Here is a 24,639-nt window from a genome sequence, read left to right as displayed (position 1 = left end):
ATTCTGAAAATCAATTTGTGAGATAAACTAGTAAGTCTACTGGTGACATTTATTTATATTACACTATTTTATATATTTGAGATGAATACGTATACGATACTGTAATATATTATTTAATATTTTCTGTAAAGCTTTTTTCTTGTAAAATTCTTTTGAATGAACGGGTTTAACAAAAGAAATTTTTTCATTAAAGAATCTCACTAAAGATACTCATCATATAAAAGAAGAAACCAGATTACTAAATGTTCATTATATAAAAGGGAGGGATCAGATTGCTAAATGCTCTTTATATAAGGGGGACCAAGCTACTAAAATGCTCATTATATAAGGAGGAGAGACTAAATTACTAAATGCTACGATTTTTCATTCTCGGCATTTTGAAAATTACAAACCTGTAAATCAGTGGCACTGAAAATTAAATTAACGGCATTGAAAATCTTCTAAGGCATATGCAGTATTATTATGCCTATGCAGTATTATAAGTGCAGTGCTTTTACTTTATTTTCAAAAATCTCTAAATTAAAAATAGTGACCTACGCGAAAGTAGCAGGCTTGTTTTAACTTCTCAAAATCTTCGACATATATACGTTATCAAGAGTGTAGCCGAATTTTCTGTAGTATTCTCTGGCTCCTATTCCGCTAATAATAGCAAGCTTCTCGTAACCATTTTCACGCGCTATATTCTCTGCTTGTTCCAGAAGTTCCTTTCCATATCCTCTATGCTGCCAATCCGTTTGCTTTGCTCCTTTTCCTACAGGTACCATTGAACCATAAACATGCAGTTCTCTTATCAGGGCGGCTTCTTGCAGTTCAGGGCGATAAGGAGCAAAAGGAAAACGCAGGCGGGTAAATCCAATAAGGACATCTGCAGCAAGGTCTTCAAACGCAATGAAATGTTCTATGCCCCCGCAAGCTTCGTAAGTCTCTACAGTCAGCTCGATGTCTTTTTCATTTACCTTTCTCCCTCTCAAGCCAGTATGTCCGACTTCTCTGCAGCGGATACAGCGGCACTTTCCTCCTTTCTCTCTCAGCTTTTCTTCTGCAAGCTGTCTTAGATTACTCTTTCGGACTCCTGCAAATATCTGGTGGGCTGGAATATCGCGCTGAATGCGCTGGAGTCTCACCCATTTAGGAAGAATTCCCTTTACGTCTGCAATAAGTTCGGCAGCTTCTTCGTCAGAAAGGGCTTCATAATCTCCAGCCTCCCAGAGTTTGTATAAAGGAGTGCCTTCAGTTACAAGTGTAGGATATATCTTGAGATAATCGGGTCTGAAGCGTGAGTCTTCAAACAATTTTTTGAAGCCTCTGAGATCCAGCTTTGAATCCGAGCCAGGCAAATGAGGCATCATATGAAATCCGACCTTAAATGCACTGTCTCTTAATATCTGATTAGCCCTGACAACCTCTGCAACGCCATGACCCCTTTGCATGCGGGTAAGCACAAAATCATAAACACTCTGGACCCCGAGTTCTACCTTAGTACCTCCCAGCTTGAGGAACTCGTCCACATGTTCTTCCGCTGCCCAGTCAGGACGTGTTTCAAATGTTATTCCTACATTGCGGATATCCGCTTTTTCATTGGCTTTCTGAACTTCTTCAAGAGGGATATAAGGTATAGATTTCCCGATTTTCCAGGCGTTCTTCCTCCACTCCTTTGTTGTGAAATCATTCATTGCTTCAAGGCAGCGTTTAATAAACCACTCCTGGTAATCCAGATTGCGTGCAGAAAACGTGCCTCCCATAACTATAAGTTCCACTTTCTCTACGTCGTGACCGATCTCTTTAAGCTGGGAGAGCCTGGATTTAACCTGGGCATAGGGGTCAAACTCATGCTGAATTGCTCTCATAGCTGCAGGTTCTCTTCCCATGTAACTCTGGGGCGACTTAAAAGCGGAGTTTGGACCCCCCGGGCATGGCAGACATACTCCGTGAGGGCATGGTGCTGGAGAAGTCATTACAGCAATTACCGCAACTCCGGAAATTGTTCTTACAGGCTTCCGTTTCAAGAATTCTTTGATTATTGCCTGTTCTTCAGTTGTCCCCTTGGTTATGATGTCTCCATTTCTGGGGAGGCTGGCTAGATGGTAATGCTTACTGACTTCTTTTTTTACCTTATTTAACTGACTCTCATCTTTTATTTCGCCTGCAAGTACTCTTTCAAGAATTTCCCTGCACGCCTTATTATAACCGTTTTCTTTCATCTCAAGTTCCATCTTTCCGGTTTTCCAAATCCCGGTTTTTTTCTAGGGAGGGCTAAAAATTTATTTGTAAGATGTTAAAAAAGATTTTTTAGCTTTTAAAAAGCTGTTTAATCTAACTTTTTGTAGTCTGCAACAATGCAGCTTAATAATAGCTTAATGCATATAATAGCTTAATGCATATAATAACAGAGCAGGCTCCGTCTTTGTATCAATGAGGTTTGCATAGATCTATTATTTAGCTAGCAGAGATCGAACCCAATAATAAAAGTTCCGAGTCCGGCTGCGGGCTTGAGACCCATTAAAGATCTTATATACTCATCCGATGGGGTGGATGGAGACGCAAGTACAACATTGGTCACCCCTTCCACGCACTCTACATCCTGACATCTCTGTGGGGGTAGGACGACAGTTATAGGTTCTTTTTTTACACTTCCTGGTTTAGGCACTGCGTTTTTGTAGATTACAAGGTTTCCCATAACCAGCATATCCTCGCATTTTTTACATTCCTCAAGCTTCTTGGAGTCGTAAATATCCTCACCAATCTTTTCTCCGTACTGCATAAGCACTACGTTAGGTCCTTCGGGCCAGACATAATCCATATTAGTTGTAAAGGCTATGATTATCTGACGTTTGAAGACTTCCTTAATTCCCTGGTTGTCTCCCACACCCAATCCCATAAGGACAGCACCTTCAGCCTTTTTTTCAAGCTCGAGAATTTTTTCTTTATCTTCCTCACTCAAAACGTATGTATCTTCAACGCCTTTCATAGCTTTTATTCTGCATATGACATCCTGAATAACATTTTTACATTCCAAAGCAAATTCCCCTTCGTGTTTTAAAACTACGCTATATTTAGTTCAATAATTTTGCCTTGTTTTAGTTCAATAAATTTTGCCTTGTTTCACATTCTTATTTAATTTATTCTTTTATTCATATGGTGGCAGTTTTTGCTTTCTTTTATGGTATCATATAATGCTCTTTTTATATTTCTCTTTTTATGTCGTCAATTTCTAAAATGACATCTTTTTCTCCTGCAGATAATGTAATGAGTTTTTGAATATCATTATAAATATTAAGGAAGTATTTATAATAAATCTTTAAAACTATTTAACTGTATCACAATTTTCCGAACCATTGCCCCGATTCTTATAATATTCCTCAAACTGATATCACTTGTATTGAGTATAATATCACGTTAAGTATGGATATATTTGTATTGAGTATGATATACATTTGTATTGATTGAGTATGATATCATTTGTATTAAGTATGATATCACTTGTATCTGGGTATGTGCTCTTTCAGGACGCCGTGTCTAAAGACAGATCTATCTAAATGAACTGAACTCTTCAAATTCGGATTTATCTCAATTAATTTTGGGCGACTAATAGATTCATAAGAACATATTAGCCTGGATCTGATCTCATAACATGTCAAAAGTTTATTAAACTCGAAAAAACTTAAGATGTGATGCAGAAAAAGCTTATCAGCAGGAGAAGTTTACCAGTTCGATTGTAGAATTAGTATTGATTTGAAATTATAGTGTGAAGCTCTTAATTATACTACATTTTTTTATAGTCTTTTATAAGTATTTCGAATTTATCTTCTAAGTTTATTTCTGACGAATATTCTGCCTTAGCTATTTCGACATTTACCGTCATTTACATCGTTGTTTTGCGCTTTTCCTGTTTAATTTCCCTAAAATAGACCACAAAAGATTTAATAAGGCAATTATTTTATAGAACACTTGTAATCCAATTTAGAGGGATAAGGAGGGAATGAAAACCTCTTCGGCAATAGACGATATATAAAAGTCTGATTTGGTGAAGAATGGTGAAACCCTTAAAGTGTTGATCCCGACACTTCTTCTTACATACGACATATCTTAACAAACATGGAGGAACAATAAAATGAAGAGATTTGCAGCAGTGACACTGGCTGTTCTCATGCTTCTTACTGTATTTGCATCCGCCGCAAGTGCACAAGATGCAATTGAGATCCGCGGCCCTGTGTTCAACGGCTCTAACATCCAGGAAATCGTCGGTACCGACGGTATTACAATCGATGCTACACAATTTGCAGCATTCTTCTATGACATTAACGACAATGTTACAACTGAAACTCTTTCCATTATAAATGTTCCAGGAAACAACGGCAACGTGATTGGAGAGGGTGGGCTCGTCTATGAGACCCAAATTCAGCAGGTTGAATATGAATTCACCGACGCCGCAGGCTGGGACAATTACAGTGTAATTGGCTTCTTTGCAGAGAAGTACATCCCACTGAAACCCAACAGCGCTGACAAGCTTGCCAAGCTCGTCCTCGACAGCGATGACAGGTACACCATCAGAACCGGTGAAACCCTTGACCTCGGCGAAGGCTATGCTATCGAAGCCAAGCAGGTCGATGTTGATGGTGAGAAAGTCTGGCTTGAATTCACCAAGGACGGAGAATTCGTAGATGACGAAATCATTTCAGTCACTGATCCGGATAGGAGCACCTGGGAAGTCGAACTTGATGACATCGAGGACGAAGATGATGTTGTTGTCCTCAAAGTGCATGTCAACCAGGTCTTCCAGGGTGCAGTCGACAGCATTGCCCAGATCGAAGGTCTCTGGCTCATTGACTACGCAAACGCAATGACCATTGAGTCTGACGACGAATTCGGTGAACTTAATGACGTTTCCATCCAGGGAGACCGCCTTGTGATCCGCAATGACGATACCATCACTCTGACAAGAGACTCCACAAAGGAAATCGCTGAAGGCATGTTCTTCAAGGTCGCTGACACCCCATCCAATGTCCTCAGGTTCTATGTCATGAAGGAAATTACAGACCCAGGAACCTATGAAGTCAGAGGACAGGTTGCCACCGGTGACTTCACTTGGGATGCAACTAACTTTGCAGGTTTCTTCTACGACATCGATGATGATGTTACCACAGAGACCCTTTCTGTCACCGGACTTAACGGCGGAAATGTAATTCCTGACGGCGGTCTTGTCTACCAGACAACCATTCAGCAGGTTGAATATGAATTCACCGACGCCGCAGGCTGGGACAATTACAGTGTAATTGGCTTCTTTGCAGAGAAGTACATCCCACTGAAACCCAACAGCGCTGACAAGCTTGCCAAGCTCATCCTTGACAGCGATGACAGGTACACCATCAGAACCGGTGAAACCCTTGACCTCGGCGAAGGCTATGCTCTCGAAGCCAAGCAGGTCGATGTTGAAGGTGAGAAAGTCTGGCTCGAATTCACCAAGGACGGAGAATTCGTAGATGATGAGATCATCTCAGTCGTTAATTCAAGCCAGAGCAACTGGGAAGTCGAACTTGATGACATCCAGGATGAAGATGATGTTGTTGTCTTCAGAGTACATGTCAACCAGGTCTTCCAGGGTGCAGTCGACAGCATTGCCCAGATCGAAGGTCTCTGGCTCATTGACTACGCAAACGCAATGACCATTGAGTCTGACGACGAATTCGGCGAACTTAACGACGTTTCCATCCAGGGAGACACCCTTGTGATCCGCAATGACGATTCCTTCACCCTGACCAGAGACTCTGAAAAAGAGATCGCTGAAGGCATGTTCTTCAAGGTCGCTGACACTCCAGCCAACGAGCTCAGGTACTACCCATTCGTTGAGAGAACTGTTGGCGAAGTCAGTGAAATCGACGATGAGGAAGAAGGACCCTCTGAGAACGTAACCGCTCCTGGAGAGGAGAACGTAACCGCTCCTGAGGATGAGAACGTAACTGCTCCTGATGAGAACGTAACCGAACCGGGAGAGACCCCTGTAGAGGAACCAACCGTAGGTGACACTCCTGAAGAAGAAGGCGGCGAAGGCGCACCTGGCTTCGGAGTTGTCCTTGGACTTGCCGGACTCCTTGCAGTTGTCTATCTCGTCAGGAGGAACAACTAAATTCTCTGATTGAAGGGTTTTCCTAACCCTTCTTTCTTTCAATTCTTTTTTGGTTTTTTTTTCGCAGATACCTTTTTATCTCCTGATTTCTTAGTTCTGGCAATTCTTTTAAATCTGAAATCCTGATTCTATAAACCGTCTGGTTTTTCAGGGTTTTAAAGATCAAGGTGAGGATTTATGAAAAAAAGTATGGCTTTAATTTCTGTATTTGTGGCTTTAATGATCGCGTTTTCAGGCTGCGTCGGTGACAATAATTCTGCAGATGATAACAGAACAGGGCAGGATAATCCGGGAACAGGTGTAAGTCCTGATGGAACTGCGGCTGATATTAGCGAAATTGAAAACCTTCCTGCAGGTTTTGAATACATTGGATCCCTCCCTCTTAATGAAACTGATATCAAAAATGACTATAACGCAGAGAATGTTTCCGGAATTATAGGTGGATCTGAAGGGATGTACAAATACAATGGGTCGGACTTCTATCTGGATGTAATCGAGCTTGAGGATGCTGAAGCTGCAAATAACCTGATTAGTGCATACAAATCTTCCTTCCCGCCGTTACAGAATGGTTCCCGCTTTGTGGAAGAATCCTTTAACGGACATTCGGCTGTCCGAATAACTGATTATATAACGTCTGGAGGAAAATCTGTCCCCAGGTACTCCTATATCTGGAGCAACGAAAACTATGTGCTGGTAGTTTTCGGAAATACTGCTGACAGTACTCAGGTGAGACAGTTAGCTGAAGCAACAGGATATTGATGTTTATGCGAGGGTAATGTCTTTTACCCTTTTATATCCTTTAATTTTCTACACTTCATTTTTCGCTTTCCTTACCTAGCCTTCTTATCCCATTCAAATTTCCTTCATTGTTGGTATAAAGAGCCGCAGCTCATGAAATCTGATAACAAATTCGTTAAAATGACTGGCATATCGCTGCAAATCTTCTTAAAAAAATCATCCTGAAGAAAGTACACAAACTCAATATCTTAAGAAAACAAAAAAAGTCAAATTTAATCCCGTTAAAACAGACAATTCCGGTAATTCTACTTTTAAGATCCAATATGGTGGATAAGAAACGGATAAGATGAAGAGTCTTCTGGGAATTAAACCCGTTTATGATCTTATCCACCAATTTAATTCTTTTTGGGGGCTTAATTAATTCTCAATTTTATTAATTTTCAGTTAAAGATGCCGCTTTACTTTATCAGCAATATCCCTTTCCCACCGACGTTAACATCGCCAGTGAATTTCCGGTAAGTAACCCCTCCAAACTCCTCTGTTCCTTCTTCTTTAAAGGATGGCAGGAGATCGAAAGTTTCACCTTTAATGATAACCATACCGCTCTTCATTTCACTTGCAGGCATTGTAGCATTGCCTTCAATTATTATTTTCCCACCATTGTTTGAGATTGCAGGAAGGAGACCTACACTGCCTTTCACGAGAATTTCTCCCCCGCACATGTGTTCTCCAAGGTAGTCTTTGGCATTGCCGTTGATAGTAATTTTCCCTCCACGCATGCCGCAAGATTCTCCCCTGTAACCTGACCCTACATAGTAAGAGGCATTCCCGTTGAGTATAATTTCTCCACCTGTCATCTCACAGCCAAGCCAGTTGTCAGCATCGCCATTAATTACAATCTTCCCACCTTTCATACCAAAGCCGCAGTGCATATCCACATTGCCGTTGATCTCTATCTCTCCGGCACTCATGTTCTGCCCAATGCGCTTTACTCTTGAGACATCGCCTTCGAAAACAATCTTTGTGTTCTCAACGGAGTCGCTTCCTTCTACCTTTACATTGAAGAAATCGCCAAGGTGGTACTGGTCGTTTCCATACCAGACCTTAATCGCCTTTATCTCCTCTTCAGTCTTGCCTGCAAAATTGTCAGGGTTTACTTCATCGGCTTCGATTGGGATTTTATTGGCTTCTTTGAGGGAGAGTTTTACAACCTGCATTTAGAACACCCCTTCCGTTGTGATCTCAACAGGTCTCTGGAGATACATATCTTCAACCATATAGTTGGCTTTGCTCACAGTGTAGTACTTCCTGAATTTGACATCTATGTCTTTTTGCATTGCGCTATCAATGGTTGAGGGGACTTTTGCATTTACCCAGTAGATCTTGCCTTTCGGAGTAGCTTCGATCTCTCCGTCTTTTACGACAATCTCCCCGTCTTTGAGAGTATACGCTGCACCTGAGAAAGCTTTCTTAACCTTCTCATACTCTGTCGAAGGGTCAATTTGTTCAGGCAGGATATCATATATTGCGATATCGGCATCAGAACCTGGCTTAAGATTCCCTTTCTCAGGTCTGCTGTACATCCTTGACTGAGTGCTCCTGGTCATAACTGCAAGCTCATAGAAATCCAGTTCCCTATCAATTCCGGGCAGTACCATCCTATCAAGCGCCGTCTTGGAAAAGCCAGAAATGACTTCCTCCCTTCTTTTTGCACTCATGAGGTAGGTAAAAGCTTCAGGATAGTTCACGAAAGAACCGCCGTTCGGACTGTCAGTTGTAAACATAACCTTCCAGGGATCTTTCACGAGCAGGGCAAGTTCAAGACCAATTGCCCACTGCACGGAATTTACAAAGCTCTTTGGAGAGTAGAACAGAGGTACGACACCGGATGCGTCTTCCAGCTCAATATCCTGGTTGCTCCATTTCTCGTGCAGCATTCTTGCATTTGCATATTCCACAGGCCCGTCTGCGGTCATGGTTACTGCGGGACCGAAGATTATCTGTCCAAGGTCGAAAGTCAGGTGGTCTGCCCCGTTCACATAGTCTGCAACCATGGGAGCTCCTGTTTCAAAGTCTCTCCAGGAGGTACCTGCATAGGCGTTAAACTGCACGTGAGTTACGTGGAGAGCCTGCCTGTTCCGGCTAGGTTTAACCTTCTCGAAGAGCTTCATAGTTTCTATTGTAGTTTCATAATTCCCTGGTTTTCCGAGGTTGTTGCAGTGCACATGTACGGAATGAGGAAGGTTCAGACGTTCGTTAACCTCAGCAAGTCCCAGCAGAATTTCGGCAGGAGTTACATCAAAGTTCGGGACAGGGTCATAAAGTCCGCTCACGTTCTTTCCCCATCCCCAGGCTTCTCCTCCTCCAGGATTTACGATTTTTATCCCGTAGCCTCTTGAAGCTCTGAGACCCCAGGCAATGTATGCTGCCAGTTTTTCAGGTTCTTTGTCACGTATATACTCCATGACCTGCCAGTTGCTTCCGAAAAGGGAAAGCCCCATTTTGTCAAGAATCGGGATTTCTTTGAACTCCTCATGAGTGTGCCTTGCAGCAAGCAGGGGAATTGCGGCTTCACATATAGTTGTGTACCCAAGTTTTGCGTACCTGTACCCGATTGCATAGGTGTTGGGAGTGTTGTACCCTACCTGTGCTCTTGTTTTTTCGGTACGTGCAACCTGACCGGAAAGCCCGGGTACAAGGTTTTTCCTTGCATCGTTTGGATTAATGAAACGTCCTACGTTAATTTTGCCGGCGCTGTGGGTGTGCCCGTCAAAACCCCCTGCCATTGTGAGCCTTCCTTTGGCATCGATAACCTTTGCATTTGCGGAGACACTTTCTACAATCTTGCCGTCCTTTATGCAGATATCCATTGTCTCGCAGTTAATCCCCTGTGCAGGGTCGCAGACGTTTGCGTTTTTAATCAGGATTTCCGACATTTTCAGCACCTCTCTTCAATTCCCTGACTTTTGTGATCAGGTCTTTTACTATTTCTTCGTCGGTCTTGAACTTTGATTCAATTAATTTCTTCATGCGGAGAGAAATTGCGTCCATACGGTAAGCCGTTCCCTCGGCTTCTATTCCCACAATGGCTGCCGGGATCACCACATCTGCAATTTCAGTTGTTGGGTTAGGGTATGGGTCAATTTGAATTACAGGGATTTTTGCAAGATGTCTGACTGCTTTCTGAGGGAAATGAGCCCCTGCATCAGCTGCAGCAATTATTGCAGCGTCCGGCTCTTCACGCACAAGAAGGTCATTTGCCCCGGTCTCTCCAGGGTTATAGTAAGGATATCCTCTGGAAAAGTCGATTGCCATCGGGAAACCGGTCTCCCAGGTTGCAACCTGCCCGAAACCAGTGACATTATAGTGTCCGCGCATTCCGATCATTACAGCTTTTGTGTGCTGGTTAAGATCTGAAATTAAAGAGGACATAGCATCCCCGTTCTTGTACTTGGAACGGGACTGTGTTACTCCCATCCCGAAGAAAATACAGACGAACTTTGCGTTTTTCAGAGTCTCTGCAAGTTCAACAACTTTAGCCTTAGGAACGCCTGCAACGGTTTCCGGGACGACATCCTCGTGCCCGTTTACAATTGAGCGAAGAGCAGTAACCAGAAGCAAGTCCGAGCCCTGTTCTATCTCTATATAATTGTCAGCCAGTTTTGCAGTATCAGTTTTCCTGACATCGATAACTATCATTTTCCTGCCTTTCCGCCCTTTTTCGGTAAAGAGCCCTTTTGAAAAGCTTGAGTAACGGACCATATGTCTTGGGTGAGCATGTACCGGGTTGCAGCCCCAGAATATAATTACGTCTGCCCTATTCTTTATTTCCCCAAGAGAGGCTGAGGGAGCCCCTTTCTCCTGTGCAGCAAGCGCTGTTGGTCCGTGGCATACGTTTGCTGTAGAGTCAATGACTGAGCCTGTCTCTTCAGCTAGCTGGATAGCTTTGCTGACCGCTTCACAGGAAGTGGAACACCAGCCGTAAGAAAGCGTTCTCTTAGAATTCACCAGAATTTTTGCGGCAGCTTCAATCGCCTCTTCATAAGAGACCGGGACAAGCTCCCCATCTTTCCTGATCATGGGAGTCTCTATCCTGTCATGTTCGAGCATGCCTACAAACTTGCTGTGTCCGAGAATACAGGCGTTTTCTATTTTTGTGATTTTGTTATCTTCAACCGTGACTGTGATATCGTCGCAGAGCGACCCGCAGAGGGAGCAGACTGCGTCTTTAATTACTGGCATATTTTTCCTCCGATTTTTTCAGATTCCCGGATTTAATTGGAAATGTGGTTCTCTTGCTCCATAGGATTTCAGGCTTCCCTGTACTTTTTCATCAGGGACTTTATATCCAGCGGCTTCTCATCCGTAACTTCAATTTCCGCAGGGACGCCTTTGAATCCGGGCATTCCGCAGCCGTGTGTATCAGGGTTCAACACCGCATTTGCCCAGGGACCCATAGGGATAAAGGCAAGCCCGTCCGGGTTTCCTTCATTCACCTTTGCAAAAACCACCACGTCCCCAAATTCGGTGATAACTTTCAGGCTGCTTCCCTCGGTGGCGCCAAGCCTCTCAAGGTCAGAGGGACTGAGTTCGCAGTAAGCACATGCATCAAAATAGCCTTTATGCGTCTTTGCTTCCAGATGTGCTCCCTGGGCGGCGGTTCTTCCGGATATGAGATTTGCTTTTATTTTCATTGGATTTCCTCATCTGAGTTCTGATCCAGGTATTCAAGTAAGTTAAATCTTTATTGTGAAACGTCAGTATCAGGTTTCTTCTTTCTAACAGCCTTCAAACCGTAGAATGATACTCTTTCTCAGGAAGTTATTTAGTCCTGATTGGCTGGCTGCTTAATGAGTCTGGCTTGAAAATTTAGGAGTTAATACTTAGGAGTTAATAATTAAGCCTGAATTTATTATAATCATCTATTATAATTCATACTTCTATAATTTATACTTATATATATTTATTTAATGTTATATTTATCTCAGATCTCAGGTCTTCGAGTTGATTTATATTATTCTGAGGGGTTGAAGCTTCTCCAGAATATGGTTTTTGCTTTCCCTGTTTTTGAGCTCAGCTTGAAAGCATATTTTTATTTCTTTTTTATTATATATATTTTTGCTATATAGCTATATCTTAATAATTTCTTTTAATATATATTACCCCATTATGTCAACTCTAACATAACGTGCTCACTGATTCCTTTAATGTGCTCTGACCACATGGAATGTCAATCTCCCATATCCTCAGACCCCTTTCTTATAAAAAATAGTTGTGCAGTGAGCCAATTTTTCATCTTTCGATCGTTAGCTTTTAATAGATCTTTGTGCATTTGTGTGTTGCAAGCCCGGATAGCCTAGATGGTTGGGGCGCCAGACTCATAGGGACAATTAAATTAGGCGTCTTTAATCTCCTGAGATATCTGGAGGTCGCGTGTTCGAGTCACGCTCCGGGCACTTGTTTTATTTAAAGTATTATATTATCCTAATTCTTATTCTATTTAGAAAAATTTGAAAAAAATTGTCATTTTTGTGAAGGTATATTCTCTATATTATTTCTCTACACCCGTACCCTCTATAGATAAAAGGTATATTCTCTATACTATTTTTCTACACCCACACCCTCTATAGATAATATACATTAGTTGTTGATGCTCCAATGTCAATCCTTACTTTTTCATTTTTTCCAATAACACCTCGAGCCGATTATACATCTCATTAATCTCTTCTTCCATTTTGGGGTCGGACTGCAGCATTCCATCTCGATCATCCACACTCTGGAAAACAGATTGATTAATTAATCTGGTCCTGTTACCTGGCAATTCCTCAAAACGTGTGGTTTGAAGGATTACATGTCCTTTTTCGGGAAGCTCCTCCCATTCAAAGGTACTTATAATTCTCTCAGGCGCTGTAACTTCATGATTCACTCCATGGAATACAAACTCATTCCCATCCTGGTCTCTCTGGATATATCGCCAGGACCCTCCATTTTTCGGCTCAAATGTTTCAAGCTCTGTCGTGAACCCTCGCGGGCCAAACCACTGCACATAAAGTTCCGGATCTGTAAATGCTTTAAAAACGAGCTCATGAGGAGCATTAAATTCTCGTTCAATAATGAACTCCTGCTTTCCAGGTTCTGCGGTAATCTTAGTAGGATTATTTTTTGTCATATTTCCCCACTCTTAACCCTTTTAATAGAGGGATCAAATGAATGTATTATTTCCCTGATGTTTCGCTGATTTGATCCCCTTTTAAATTTTCCTCAGATGTTCCGCTAGTTTGTCCAGTGATTCGCTCCAGCCGGCTTTTGCCAGATCTCTATTTTCTCTATCGGGAAAGCCTTCATGTCGGAGAGTAAGTTTAGTTTTACCGTCGTCTTCTTCAAATGTCACCGTCACAAGTAACTCTGAAGGCCAGTCTCCGCTCATCCCATAATGAGAAGCCGGTACTACATTTCCTTGAGCATCTGAAAATGAATCAGTAGTAACAATCTTCTCTGGTTCGACAATTTCTCGATAAACGCCTGTACTCCAGTAGTCTTCCCCTTCAGGCGATCGCATGCACAATAAAGACTTTCCTCCTACGCGGAAATCTGTCTTGACAATAGGCGCAGTGAAACCTTTCGGTCCCCACCATTCCATTACGTGCTCAGGTTCAGTCCATGCTTTCCATACGAGATCCCGAGGTGCATCAAAAACTCGTGTAATAACAAGCTCCTGATCCCCAGTTTTCTGATTCGATTCTGTCATTTATGCCTACCCCCATATATCAGAGAATAACAAGTAGAATAACCTCTAAATCAATCTTTTATTTTCATAAATTTCAAGTTTGAATCCCCTTTCTTTTTAAATGCTGGTTTTCTATTCCCCAAAATAAAAGTTATACACAGGACTTATGCAGTTAAAATATAAAACTCAAGCGCAGCAGACATCGTAAGTTAAGCATAGATGTAACATAGATGCAGGCAATTAAAGATCTAAAACTATTTCATTAACTTAACAAAGCAAGTCTCAATATTGAATTCTGAACTGGATTTATTCATTCTTTTTTCAAACTGCTCCACCTCTCTGGCAGAAATACATTGTTGGCTTTACATTTTGCAGATTGTATTCTTTCCAGACAGCGCAGGTATAGCATATACATTGTTCTTCAGGGTAAAGATCCTGACAGGTAGCTCTACCAGTTGAACAGTAGATTCCTGGAACGTCCTGGTTTTTAGGAACGTTACCTTCGCTCCCACTTCCATATTTCTTCATTAAATTATCAAGTTTATCCATTGCACATTTGCTGTTAGCTTGGACAGGACATTTTGGACACATACATTTCTTGATATTCTCTAGAGTATACGGGACTTTTGCATTTTCGCATATATTCATACTATCTCCTAAATAATATTCAAAAGTATTCATTCTTTTTTCAAAGATATTCATTCTTTTAGGTGCTTCTCCAGTGAAGTTACAAGCATCTCCATTTAACTGATCTTAAGACTTTTTTGCAGGCAATTTCATATTATGCTTTTCTCTCATATGTTTTTCATATTCAGCTCGTGTTGCAAACGTCATACGACAAACAGAGCATTTGAACTCCTGTTCTTCTGAATCTTCCCCCTGCACATTATTCCCCCCATTTCATAATTTTTAATTTTCATAAAGAGCTTTTTTCTTTTCTTGATACCTGATAATTGTATCCAAGAATTCAGCATGGCTCCAGGTAAGTGGTGCGACAGAAAGTGGTTCCCCTGTAAGAGAATCAATCTGTTCAGGCATAATTCCCGTTTCAAGAGAATTATCTGCAACCCAGTTAATCAATTCAAGAGCCTTTTCTAGATCCTTGATCTCTTTTGCTTTTGCAATATACCATTTCGCAAGCCATAGAGTGCATATAAGCCAGGGATTACTTTTAGTCCTGCCTTCTTGACGATAATAAAAATCATTTTCATATCTCGCCAGACCGCCTGTTTCTGGAACCCAGAGTTTTTGTTCTAAGTTTCTCATTGTTCTTATCACTCTAGGCTCATCTGCTGGGAGTAGATTAAACTCGAAGATTCCATATACACTGCTGTCCACGGTCCGATCTAAACTTTTATTTTTTATATTATGATTCTTATAGTTTATACCCCTCAAAAAAATACCGCGTTCATTATCATAAAGCTCCTTTAATATTGCTTTTTTCAATTTTGAATAACGCAATATGCATGTTTTATAAGTTTCTTTGTCTCCTACTAAACGGCTGAGTTTCTCTCCTGAGAGAAGTCCTCTGTAAACAGCAGATGCGGTAAAGGTAAAAATTCCCCTTCGTTCTTCCCAGAGATCATAACTTTCAACGGGAATATCATTTGGATACTTGTAGTCATCCATAAAAAAAACAGCATTTTTTACCAGAGGTTCATATACCTCCTTTATAAATTCAATATCACCGGTAGCTTCATAATATTTCCAGAGAGCGTGGATAACAAGAGCAGTCTCATCTTCCTGAATCGGAAGCGAAGGTTCTCCATGTGCAACCCAGGGAAGCCAGCTGCTTCCCAGAGTGCCGTCAGGGTTATATTTGTGCAATAAACATCCAGCCCACCAGATTACATTTTTACAGAACCTGAAAAAGGGTTTGGTAAATTCAGGAAAACCTGCATTTATCATGGCAATTGATACAAAAGCCCCGTCTCTAGGCCACATATAACTATAGGTATCTCGATTAAATTGAATATTCTCAGAGTCATTTGCTGCTATTATAGCTCCATTTGCGTCAGTCTGGGTCTTTATTGTCAGAAGGGATCTTTTATATAAATCCACAAGCCGAGGTTCAAGCCCTGAGAGATCGATTCTTTGACGGTTTACCCAGTTCCTCTGATATTCTTCTGTATGCTTCAGAAGCTTTTCAGGTCCCAGTTCCATAACAGTGTCATTAAGCGTATAGACATCTTTAAAATCTTTTCCAACTGTCATATAATAGTAAATGACTTTTGTGCTGCTGCCTTGAAGTTGCAGGCTAATTCCTGCAGTTGAATCTACTGTACCCTGAGCAACCGGATTTTTTGAGAGAACTCCATCTTCCGCATCTACATAAGTACCTTTTAACCCGTCTCTCTCAGCATAGCCTATAGCATAATCGTCGATATCAGTAACCATATCTTCCTTATTGTTTGCTTTGAGAATGCCTATAAGAAAGTATCTGGCTCGCTTATAATGAACGATAACGTTATGATCCATCTGATATATTGCGGTGTCTCCTATGCCGTCTCCATATAAGTGAAAATCATGATTAAAAAAAAGTCGAACCTCTCGGGAATTTTTCTGTAGATTTTTAATTGTTATCTTCCGGAGAAATATATTGTCTTCACAACACACGCTTTCTTCCAAAAGCAGTTCAATCCCCAGTTCATTATTTAAAGCCCAATTCTCGGAGACAAGAGTATCGCTCTTATACGCAGGCTTTCTCTTCCAATTTTCTTCATTGATCCAGGAAAGCTTACCGTCAGTATAGATTCCTATTCTCTGAAAATGTCCCATCAGGTGGTTTTCCTGTCCAACGTGAGGGAAATAAATATCTCTTACCTGAAACCACCGGTCTATATTTATAAGTAGTGATTGATTTCCAAGGACAATATGTCGGACAATACGGCTTTACCTCCCTGGGAAGCTCTTTTAACATTTAACCCAAAAATCCCCAAAAATAATATTTACGGAAAATTATTCATTTCATACTTTGGGTTTAGAGAATAAAAGCCTTTTCAGGTTTTGTAAAGGCTATAACTTATGCGCTTGGATTGAAAAATTAATACAGGCTTGCCAGGGGTCACAGAAAAATCACAATATACAGAGAGCGCAATTCATATCTTAATTTTTAAAGCTTTGACTTCTAAAATTTTGATATCTCGGAACTTTGAATTATTATTAGATCGCTGCTTTTTTAGAATTGTTCATTCGACTCATATTCTATGGCTTAAGATCATTCTTTTCGATTGGTTTGTGATGTAATCCATTAGATCGAAAATGTATGAAAAATCTCCTGTGTGATGAAAATTCTCCTGTATACCTGTTTGAATTGCTACTTTTCGGTATATATTTATGACTTAAGTTACATATTTTACAAAAATATAACAGGGGATAATACTACGGCACGACGAATGACATCATCAGAACGTATGGCAGCGCTTATTTCAGGACAAAAGCCTGACCGTGTTCCGGTAGTCCCGTTTGTAGAGGGATATTCCTCAAATATTACGGGCATATCGCTTGGAGATTTTTATGCTGATGGGGATAAATGTTTTGAGGCACAGTTTGCATCCATGCGACTTCATGGTTATGAACAGACTCCGATGTATGGATATGCATCCTGTGGAGCATGGGAATTTGGTGGGAAAATCGAGTTTCCTTATAGAAAAGGGCAGGGTGCTCCTTACGTAACCGAGCATCCTGTGAAAACTATAGAAGACATCGAAAAACTTGAAGTCCCAGATTTTGAGAAAGAATTGCCTGGTGCATACAAAATAGCAGATCGGGTTGCAGCCAGATGCTTTGAACTCGGAATGCCGGTTACCGTACAGACAGGCAGTAATTTTACCGCAGCCTCGGTTGTTGCAGATACATCTGAATTTTTAACATGGCTCATCATGGAACCAAAAGCCGTCCATCTTTTACTCGATAAAGTAAGTGATATGTTCATCAATGCTCTTGATTATTTTGCAAATAAATATGGCTCGGAAAGCCTGCTGCCTTTTGACGGAGGACCATCCGAGTCAAATAATATGATTCCTCCGCAGATGTTTGAAGAATTTGCGTACCCATACATGAAGAAAGTTCATACCCATGTAAAAGAACTGGGAATAAATGCTATGCTCATGCACCCATGTGCTGATCAGAACCAGAACATTCCATATTATAGAAAATTAAGAGAGGAGCTGAACTGGTCAGGAAAATATTTCTGGCTTTTTGGACCGGAAACCTCTATCAAGGAACAAATTAAAGCTTTTGGAGAACATGACGTTATCTGCGGTAATATCAATCCTACACTTTTCCTTACCAGTTCATATGAAGAACTTCTGGAAATCTGCAGGCAGAATATCGAAGAAGGTATGAAATCTCCATCAGGGTATATTCTTTCTCCTGGATGTGAATTCCCTGTAAATGCGCCGCCTGTAAAGCTAATGGCGATGATAGATGCAGCAGAAAAATACGGCAGATATGAATGATGTACAGGACGAATTTAAAGTTCTGCAAAAATCTCAGTTGATCATATTTTATTGAAGAGGATTTGAATAATCCTCCTTTTGTTTCTTTTCTGCTATCTCAACGTGAAGATTTTTATTTTTTTCAAGCCTTTTATTTTAGAGAAGTTCGTATATCTTTTGCTGATGATGTTTTTAGTTTCTGCTTCCAATATTGGTTTAATTATATAAATAAGAGCTTTTAAGCCCTTTTAAGCCTTTATTACCTGATATGGCAGAATCTTCCATTGAGGTCTTCGAAATAACAAGGATTCTTATAGCCGATGCTCCCTGTCATTTCCTTCTTGAAATAATTGTCAGGTCAGCTTTCATGTTTACTTTTGCACTTATCTTTATGCGCTTCTTAGGAAGAAGGGCAATCCATCAACTAACTTCTTTTGACCTTCTGCTTATTATTGCGCTTGGGTCAGCTATGGGAGACCCTATGATTTATCCTGATGTTGCGATTTTATGGTTGGTTTTCGGAATTGCAACCATTATGGTATTTTACAGAGTACAGAACGCTCTGGCGAATAAATACTCCTGGTATGATGATTTGACTGAAGGTAGTCCTGTAAAGATATAAGTAATGGGATTCTTGATTCGAAGGAACTTGAGAAACACACCCCAACGCAGGATGATATTTTCCTTTTATTGAGAAACGGCGGGATCCGGAGTCTGGGAGAAATTGAAGCTGCTTATCTTGAAAGAGACGGAAGCCTGAGTATGTTCAGGTACAGACCCAGAAAAGAAAAACCAGGTCTGCCGACAATCTCCGAAGACATGATTGACGAATGGAAGCCTCACAAAGCAGGCGCGAAAGTTGAAATTTCAGGCTATCACTCCTGCTACAAAACAGGTGAGACTATCTGGCTGGAAAAGGGCGATATCTTTCCCGACTGCGAAGGTGAGATCTGGGTGTTGTCTGAAGGGGCACAAAATTTTTGAACCATCTACTTTTTCCAATATTTACTTTTTCCAATAATCTTATGAGAGTGATAAAATAGAATAAGCCCTTGCTTTTGACGCTACTTTTTTTATAAATTAGGCTCTGTGGTTATATATTTATATTTTTGAAAAAAATAATACTTTGTTATACCTCGAACGAGGGGGGGAAGTATGGAAACAATTTATGATATACTGAAAGCAGAACACAGGCAAGTAGCTGACCTTACACAGCAGGCAATGCGCGATAGCTCAAAGGAGAGTTTCCTCAAGATAAAGGCGAAACTCGATCCTCATATGATGGGAGAAGAAAAGCTTTTCTATCCACTGCTTGAGCAGAAATCAGAATTACGTGAGCTTGTCAATCATGCCTATGAAGAACATAACGAAATAAGATCTGTATCATCAGAACTGGAAAGCATGGATCCAAGCAGTTCGAACTGGGTTTCCAAGCTCAAGGAACTGGATGAGACTGTAAGTCACCACGTAGAAGAGGAAGAAAATAAGGTATTTCCAGAGGCTCAGAGAGTAATGAGTGAAGACAAAGCACAACAGATAGCTCAGCAGTACCTTGATTTCTCAAAGACTTTTAAACAGCAGCATCCCATGCCTTAAAAACTAAAAAGTAAACGAAAAAAAGATTACAGGTGTCCAGATCTGGTGCTACTTAGCCGACTCTCTTTATTTCTCTCTTTAGATTTTGTATTATTTTTGTCATTAACTCTCTTAGAATTTTCTTAATCCTTTCTATTTCATATTGTAAAATAAGCGTTATCTTATACACTGCTTAACCATTCCTGGAGATCTTATTTCCTTCAATACATAAAAACAGAAGATTTAAGAAAAATTTCATAAATTATTGCCATTGCTGTTACTGTCTAAATAAATTGGATATAAAAGTTACTTATTTATACGGTTACCTGCCTAACTTCTTTGTACTAAAAGAGGGGAAAGTATGGAAACAATTTATACCATCCTTAAAGAGGAACATGACCAGTTGGCTGAACTTCTCCAGCAAGCAGTGGCTGATAGTTCAAAAGTGTCTTTTCTTAATATAAAGATTAGGGCTGAACCTCATATGATGGGGGAAGAAAAATTCGTCTATCCAAGGCTTGAAGAAACAGAAGAATTACGTGACCTTATTGCTAAAGCCTATAATGAACACAATGAGGCAAAAACCCTGATCTCTGAGATGGATGCTATGGAAGAAAGGGATGAAAGTTGGACTTCTAAACTCAGGGAACTAAAGCAAAGTATAGACCATCATGTAAAAGAAGAGGAAAGTAAAGTTTTTGAAAGAGCTCGAAATATCCTGAGCCAGCAGGAGGCAGAAAAACTCGCTAAGCAGTACGTTGAGTTCAAAAGGAGCTACATGAACAGGGTAGAAACCGGGAAACGTCCGATATAAAAAGATAAAATATAAACAAGTTGAATTTCAGGTCTGATTTTCCCTTTAATCAATCCTTTTTATTTTTATTATTACTTTTCTTTATATTATATGAATTAGTCTGCTTTTATAATTAATATGTCGTTTATTAACCCAGGTCTCTCCAGATGGATTTTTATACTCTTTTCCATCTTTTCATTTTCATCAAAACTAATTAGTTCTCACCAGTTTCCTGTAGATTAACAACCGAACTATGTACATGGTCTCTACTATGTACATGGTCTCTTATACTAGTCAAAAAAGATTCTTCAAGGAAAAAACGCTTTCTCATAAATCAGTTTTGTGCCTGACTCTGTATGGGATTTTCAATGAAAGTCTATGTTTTTCTGTGATTGAACGCTGATCCTATATACGGTAATTAGACAAGGTAATGAGGTTTTATTTCTTACTTTAGCGTTCTATTTTCAGGATACCTTTATATATTACTTTCCTCTATATAGTTTCTTCAGGATTAATTAGAATGCCCTCAGGGGGTTTACTTATTACCAAGGATAAAAGAAAAGTTCAGTTTACCGGAAATTCTACTTATATTGTGTCTCTCCCCATAAAATGGGTCCGGGATATAGGGCTTGAAGCTGGGGACACCCTTACTCTTACACCCATGCCCAATAGAACCCTGCTTATTTCTTCCAGCGCGGCTTCAAAGGAACATTCAGCCCTTAAGGCTACAATCGATTATGTTCACTCCGACAGTGCAGAAAATAATCTCAGGATTCTTATTTCTCATTATCTTGTGGGTTATGACGTCATCAGGCTGACAACGAAAAAGGGTTTCAGTGCCTATGATCGCAAGTTTATCAAAGATTCCGTGCGCCAGAAACTAATAGGGCTTGAGCTTGTGGAAGAATCCCGGAATGAACTAGTCTTCCAGTGCCTTCTCAACTACAATGACCTCCCTCTTAGCCGGGTAATCAAAAACATGTATGGGCTTGTGCTTTCCATGCTTGAAGATTCCATGTCTGCCCTCAGGGATCACAATGTCGAGATTGCCGAGGATGTCATCCAGAGGGATGACGATGTGGACCGCTTTTATCTTCTTTCCGTCCGCCAGCTTAAAGCCTCAATCGAGGATATCGAACTCTCTGAAAAGATAGGAATCAAGCATCCCAGAGATTGCCTGGGATACAGGCTTATCACAAAATGCATTGAGCGTGTAGGAGACCATGCAGTCAGGATCTCCAGGAATGTCCTTAAAATGGACTCCGGGGTCAGCGCAGATGACCCAATCTTCAAGATGGCTGATCTCTCCTTCAAAGTTTTCGAGAGTTCAATAGGCTCAATGACTGAAGAAGATCCGCAGGCTATTAATAAAATTGTTGTAGAAGCCAAAAAAGTCTCCCAGTTCGGGGTTTCTCTGGAGCCGCAGGATTGCAATGGTTCAGGCAATATCGAGCTTAGTATGATCCTGGAGAGTCTCAGGCGTGTTTCGGAATACAGCGCTGATATTGCTGAAGTTGCAATCAACATGAGTATTAGAAAATCTTGATCCTGGAGTTGTGTATTGGGATCAAATATAATCAGAGATTTACGTGGGGTTGCGATTACATCGCAACAACCCGCTGTCCTTTTCTCTCACTTCTTTCGTTCAAAAGGGATTAATTTATAATAGTCATCAATCAAGAGGACTACTTCAGAAGTTATTAGTGCGAGCTGAGCCGAGCAGGCCAGTCAAGTGAAATGTCTTTATATTGGCTGGCTGAAGCCCTTAACTTATATTAATTTCAAGTGTTTTCGGGATCAAAGGAGATATTTCTTAGGCTATAAGGAAAGTGCTTTTTTCCTTGATTCTCTCTTTTTCACACAACTGCCTTTCTGAACTGATACGTTCCAAGAAGCACCATAATCCCGGCTCCTATAGCAAGGCCGATGATCCCGTTAACAGGTATTCCTCCTTCAAACAGCATTCTTACACTGTCGATTGCATAGCTCACTGGATTAAGCTTTGCCAGTGTCCTCAACCAGGCAGGCATAACTTCGTAGGGCATAAGTGCGCTACTCGTGAAAAACAGGGGCATGCTGATCATGCTGTTCACGGCTGCGTAGCTATCATGGTCACTCAAATACAGTCCTATCATGGTTGAGACGGCAGAGAAAAAAACCGAAAACATGAATAGTGTTAGATATATCAGAACTATATGTATAGGTTTCAATATCCTTACTCCAAGAAACGCAGCTATCAACAGGATCACGGTCGCCTGAAGTAATCCTCTTACGCTGATAAAGAGGATTTTTCCATACAGCATACTTTCTCTCGGGGAAGGCATTGCGAGGAATTTATTCAAAAAACCCAGTATTTTATCGAAAATCATAAGCGATCCTCCCTGAAGGGAAGAAAAAAGGGTTGTCATAACAAGGATGCCAGGAGTGATAAATTGAAGATAATTATCAGTAAACTTTGTGGGCAGGGCAAGCCCAACAAATACAAGCCAGGCTGCAGGCATTACAAGCGAAGAAATAACAGTTACTCTTCCTCTCAACCATTTTACAAAATCCCTCTCAAAATAGTAGTATATTGCTTTCATTATCTCCGCCTCAGAAGATTCCTGAACTGTGTGAAATTAAACCCTGCCTGCTCCTCAGGAGTTTTGACTTTTTCTAGAAAAACGTCATTGAGAGAAGCATTCTCTCCTGCTGAGCTTACAAGATTCTCAGGAGATCCGATAGCTGTTATTCTTCCTTTGTCAATAATAGCAACCCGATTACAGTATTTTTCTGCTTCTTCCAAATAATGTGTTGTCATGAAAATAGTCATTCCTTCGGCTTTCAGCATTTTAATGTGTTCCCAGATCTTTTTTCTGCCGCCTACGTCCAGACCAAGGGTGGGCTCATCAAGAAACAGGACTTCAGGATTATGCACAAGCGCCTGGGCGAGTTCAAGGCGCCGCCTCATTCCTCCAGAGTATTTTGCCACAAGATCATCTGCGCGGTCCGAAAGCCCCATCATTTCGATCACTTCGTCTACCTTTGAATTCCTATCAGGAATTCCGTAAAGTTTTGCATAAAGCATCACATTCTCCCTACCTGTCAGCTTTCTGTCCACTGCCATATCCTGGGGAACATAGCTTATTTTTGACCTTACCTTCTTTGAATCCTTAACAATATCATATCCGCAGACCTTTGCGGTGCCACTGCTCGGTCTTAGCAGGGTTGTAAGCATCATAACTGTCGTACTCTTGCCTGCCCCATTGGGACCCAGAAGTCCAAATATCTCATTCCCAACATCCAGATTCAGGTTATCTACAGCAAGCAGATTCCCGAAGGATCGGGATAATTTTTTAATCTCTATCATAGGTATCCCCTGGCAATTGCATAAACAGGTCTTAAGCTTGAATTGTAGTAAATTCCACTTGTATACATGTTGTAAAGAAACTTTATTATCACAATACTTAATGCTGCAAAAATGCAGAACATAACAACTGCTTTGTCAAAATTCGAAAATTCCAGTTTTTTGAGGTATGTCCTTTCTGTATTAGCTCGAAAAGCTCTGCTCTGGATAGAAACAGCAAGTGTACCTGTCCTCCTTACACAATTTGACAGGGTAGGGGTCAATATATTGAGCGAGGTTTTGATAATTCCTGATCCAAACTTTTTAGGACTAAAACCCCTGAGCCTCTGGACTGTTATTACAGTGGTCACTTCGGTGATTATTATTGGAAGGAACCTGACTGCTGTTACCACCATAAAAGCCACGCTATAAGGGACACTGAGTCCTACAAGGCCGTTTAACATGTCTCTTGAATCCGTAGTCCAGCACATCAATAGTCCAAGGGACATGATTGTAGCAGATCTCAAACCCTGAATTGCGCCGTGCTGAAGCCCTTCTGCATATACGAACAGTCCTCCATTTGTCATCCAGCCCAGAACCGGAAAATCAGGGCGGATTATGGTAAAAATCACAGTCCTAGGAAGTTGGGAATAAAACAGGGCTTGGGAATAGACAGTTCCCCAGATTAAAAGTATGAGCAATATTGCAAGGGTTTTGAGTTTTATTGCAGGCATCCTTGCGAGTGCAAAACCGGAAAGTACGATCAGAAACATCAAAAACATGGTCTCAGGATTGTCAAGTATTACCGCTACAAAAGCAACTGATATCAAAATCAGGATCTTTGCCCTGGGGTCCATCCTGTGAATTATAGTGTCTTTGACTGTTGGCTCTGCAATTGATCTGACTCCTATCATATTA

The 24,639-nt window shown here is 40.9% G+C and carries 21 protein-coding genes and 1 tRNA gene; 9 read left to right on the top strand and 13 right to left on the bottom strand.

Annotated features, from left to right (window positions below):
- Positions 1-557: 557 nt before the first annotated feature.
- The gene (locus MSTHT_RS06735; RefSeq protein WP_048168438.1) at positions 558-2,201 is read right to left on the bottom strand and encodes a tRNA uridine(34) 5-carboxymethylaminomethyl modification radical SAM/GNAT enzyme Elp3; all 1,644 of its coding nucleotides are present in this window, start codon (positions 2,199-2,201) and stop codon (positions 558-560) included.
- A 239-nt stretch (positions 2,202-2,440) separates the two neighbouring features.
- Positions 2,441-3,016, bottom strand: a complete 576-nt coding sequence (locus MSTHT_RS06730; protein WP_048167116.1) for a hypothetical protein — start codon at positions 3,014-3,016, stop codon at positions 2,441-2,443.
- Positions 3,017-4,129: 1,113 nt separating this feature from the next.
- Between MSTHT_RS06730 and MSTHT_RS06725 the strand changes: the two genes are divergently transcribed.
- Together MSTHT_RS06725 and MSTHT_RS06720 are read left to right on the top strand one after the other, a co-directional pair.
- Complete coding sequence (locus tag MSTHT_RS06725) at positions 4,130-6,124, top strand: S-layer protein domain-containing protein (protein WP_269429854.1); 1,995 nt, start codon at positions 4,130-4,132, stop codon at positions 6,122-6,124.
- A gap of 177 nt (positions 6,125-6,301) precedes the next feature.
- Complete coding sequence (locus MSTHT_RS06720) at positions 6,302-6,883, top strand: hypothetical protein (RefSeq protein ID WP_048167114.1); 582 nt, start codon at positions 6,302-6,304, stop codon at positions 6,881-6,883.
- Positions 6,884-7,320: 437 nt separating this feature from the next.
- Here MSTHT_RS06720 and MSTHT_RS06715 read toward each other — a convergent pair whose 3' ends face one another.
- From MSTHT_RS06715 to MSTHT_RS06700, 4 genes are all read right to left on the bottom strand, one after another.
- Positions 7,321-8,079: a formylmethanofuran dehydrogenase subunit C gene (locus MSTHT_RS06715; protein WP_048167113.1), complete on the bottom strand. Its 759-nt coding sequence runs from the start codon at positions 8,077-8,079 to the stop codon at positions 7,321-7,323.
- Positions 8,080-9,798 (bottom strand): formylmethanofuran dehydrogenase subunit A, encoded by a 1,719-nt coding sequence (locus MSTHT_RS06710; protein WP_048167112.1) that lies wholly within the window; start codon positions 9,796-9,798, stop codon positions 8,080-8,082.
- Positions 9,779-11,104, bottom strand: a complete 1,326-nt coding sequence (locus MSTHT_RS06705) for a formylmethanofuran dehydrogenase subunit B (protein ID WP_048167111.1) — start codon at positions 11,102-11,104, stop codon at positions 9,779-9,781. Before MSTHT_RS06705 ends, MSTHT_RS06710 begins: the two co-directional genes overlap by 20 nt.
- Before the next feature lie 68 nt (positions 11,105-11,172).
- Positions 11,173-11,556: a molybdopterin dinucleotide binding domain-containing protein gene (locus MSTHT_RS06700; protein ID WP_048167110.1), complete on the bottom strand. Its 384-nt coding sequence runs from the start codon at positions 11,554-11,556 to the stop codon at positions 11,173-11,175.
- Between the two features lie 651 nt (positions 11,557-12,207).
- Between MSTHT_RS06700 and MSTHT_RS06695 the strand changes: the two genes are divergently transcribed.
- A tRNA-Met gene (locus tag MSTHT_RS06695) sits at positions 12,208-12,318 on the top strand.
- Positions 12,319-12,530: 212 nt separating this feature from the next.
- On the opposite strand, the gene MSTHT_RS06690 is transcribed toward MSTHT_RS06695, so the two are convergent.
- From MSTHT_RS06690 to MSTHT_RS06675, 4 genes are all read right to left on the bottom strand, one after another.
- The gene (locus MSTHT_RS06690; RefSeq protein ID WP_048167109.1) at positions 12,531-13,031 is read right to left on the bottom strand and encodes an SRPBCC family protein; all 501 of its coding nucleotides are present in this window, start codon (positions 13,029-13,031) and stop codon (positions 12,531-12,533) included.
- A gap of 81 nt (positions 13,032-13,112) precedes the next feature.
- Positions 13,113-13,610 (bottom strand): SRPBCC family protein, encoded by a 498-nt coding sequence (locus MSTHT_RS06685; protein WP_048167108.1) that lies wholly within the window; start codon positions 13,608-13,610, stop codon positions 13,113-13,115.
- A gap of 300 nt (positions 13,611-13,910) precedes the next feature.
- Complete coding sequence (locus MSTHT_RS06680; protein WP_052721843.1) at positions 13,911-14,291, bottom strand: DUF2769 domain-containing protein; 381 nt, start codon at positions 14,289-14,291, stop codon at positions 13,911-13,913.
- A 207-nt stretch (positions 14,292-14,498) separates the two neighbouring features.
- Entirely contained in the window at positions 14,499-16,367 is a 1,869-nt protein-coding gene (locus MSTHT_RS06675) for a glycoside hydrolase family 15 protein (protein ID WP_231588225.1), read from the bottom strand.
- Between the two features lie 617 nt (positions 16,368-16,984).
- Here MSTHT_RS06675 and MSTHT_RS06670 point away from each other — a divergent pair.
- The 6 genes from MSTHT_RS06670 to MSTHT_RS06645 all read left to right on the top strand — a co-directional run bounded on the left by MSTHT_RS06670 (position 16,985) and on the right by MSTHT_RS06645 (position 21,942).
- Entirely contained in the window at positions 16,985-18,049 is a 1,065-nt protein-coding gene (locus tag MSTHT_RS06670) for a uroporphyrinogen decarboxylase family protein (RefSeq protein WP_048167106.1), read from the top strand.
- Between the two features lie 247 nt (positions 18,050-18,296).
- Positions 18,297-18,650 carry a DUF421 domain-containing protein gene (locus MSTHT_RS06665; protein WP_048167105.1) on the top strand — a complete coding sequence of 118 codons (354 nt, stop codon included), beginning with the start codon at positions 18,297-18,299 and terminating at the stop codon, positions 18,648-18,650.
- Positions 18,647-19,012 carry a YetF domain-containing protein gene (locus tag MSTHT_RS06660; protein ID WP_082086788.1) on the top strand — a complete coding sequence of 122 codons (366 nt, stop codon included), beginning with the start codon at positions 18,647-18,649 and terminating at the stop codon, positions 19,010-19,012. The genes MSTHT_RS06665 and MSTHT_RS06660 overlap by 4 nt, the downstream gene beginning before the upstream one ends.
- Positions 19,013-19,183: 171 nt before the next feature.
- On the top strand, positions 19,184-19,624 hold the full coding sequence (locus tag MSTHT_RS06655; protein ID WP_048167103.1) for a hemerythrin domain-containing protein: 441 nt from the start codon (positions 19,184-19,186) through the stop codon (positions 19,622-19,624).
- A 340-nt stretch (positions 19,625-19,964) separates the two neighbouring features.
- Positions 19,965-20,417, top strand: a complete 453-nt coding sequence (locus MSTHT_RS06650) for a hemerythrin domain-containing protein (protein ID WP_048167102.1) — start codon at positions 19,965-19,967, stop codon at positions 20,415-20,417.
- A gap of 499 nt (positions 20,418-20,916) precedes the next feature.
- Complete coding sequence (locus MSTHT_RS06645; RefSeq protein ID WP_259274592.1) at positions 20,917-21,942, top strand: phosphate signaling complex PhoU family protein; 1,026 nt, start codon at positions 20,917-20,919, stop codon at positions 21,940-21,942.
- 310 nt (positions 21,943-22,252) lie between these two features.
- On the opposite strand, the gene MSTHT_RS06640 is transcribed toward MSTHT_RS06645, so the two are convergent.
- From MSTHT_RS06640 to MSTHT_RS06630, 3 genes are read right to left on the bottom strand one after another with little or no spacing between them, the layout of a single operon-like run.
- Entirely contained in the window at positions 22,253-22,978 is a 726-nt protein-coding gene (locus tag MSTHT_RS06640; RefSeq protein ID WP_048167101.1) for an ABC transporter permease, read from the bottom strand.
- Positions 22,978-23,745 (bottom strand): ABC transporter ATP-binding protein, encoded by a 768-nt coding sequence (locus tag MSTHT_RS06635; protein ID WP_048167100.1) that lies wholly within the window; start codon positions 23,743-23,745, stop codon positions 22,978-22,980. The genes MSTHT_RS06640 and MSTHT_RS06635 overlap by 1 nt, the downstream gene beginning before the upstream one ends.
- Positions 23,742-24,635 (bottom strand): energy-coupling factor transporter transmembrane component T family protein, encoded by an 894-nt coding sequence (locus MSTHT_RS06630; protein WP_048167099.1) that lies wholly within the window; start codon positions 24,633-24,635, stop codon positions 23,742-23,744. Before MSTHT_RS06630 ends, MSTHT_RS06635 begins: the two co-directional genes overlap by 4 nt.
- Positions 24,636-24,639: the final 4 nt, after the last annotated feature.

Source organism: Methanosarcina thermophila TM-1, from assembly GCF_000969885.1.
GTDB classification, from domain to species: domain Archaea; phylum Halobacteriota; class Methanosarcinia; order Methanosarcinales; family Methanosarcinaceae; genus Methanosarcina; species Methanosarcina thermophila.
The sequence above is the reverse complement of the archived record's forward strand: the minus strand, read 5'-3'. Positions and strand labels throughout refer to the sequence as shown.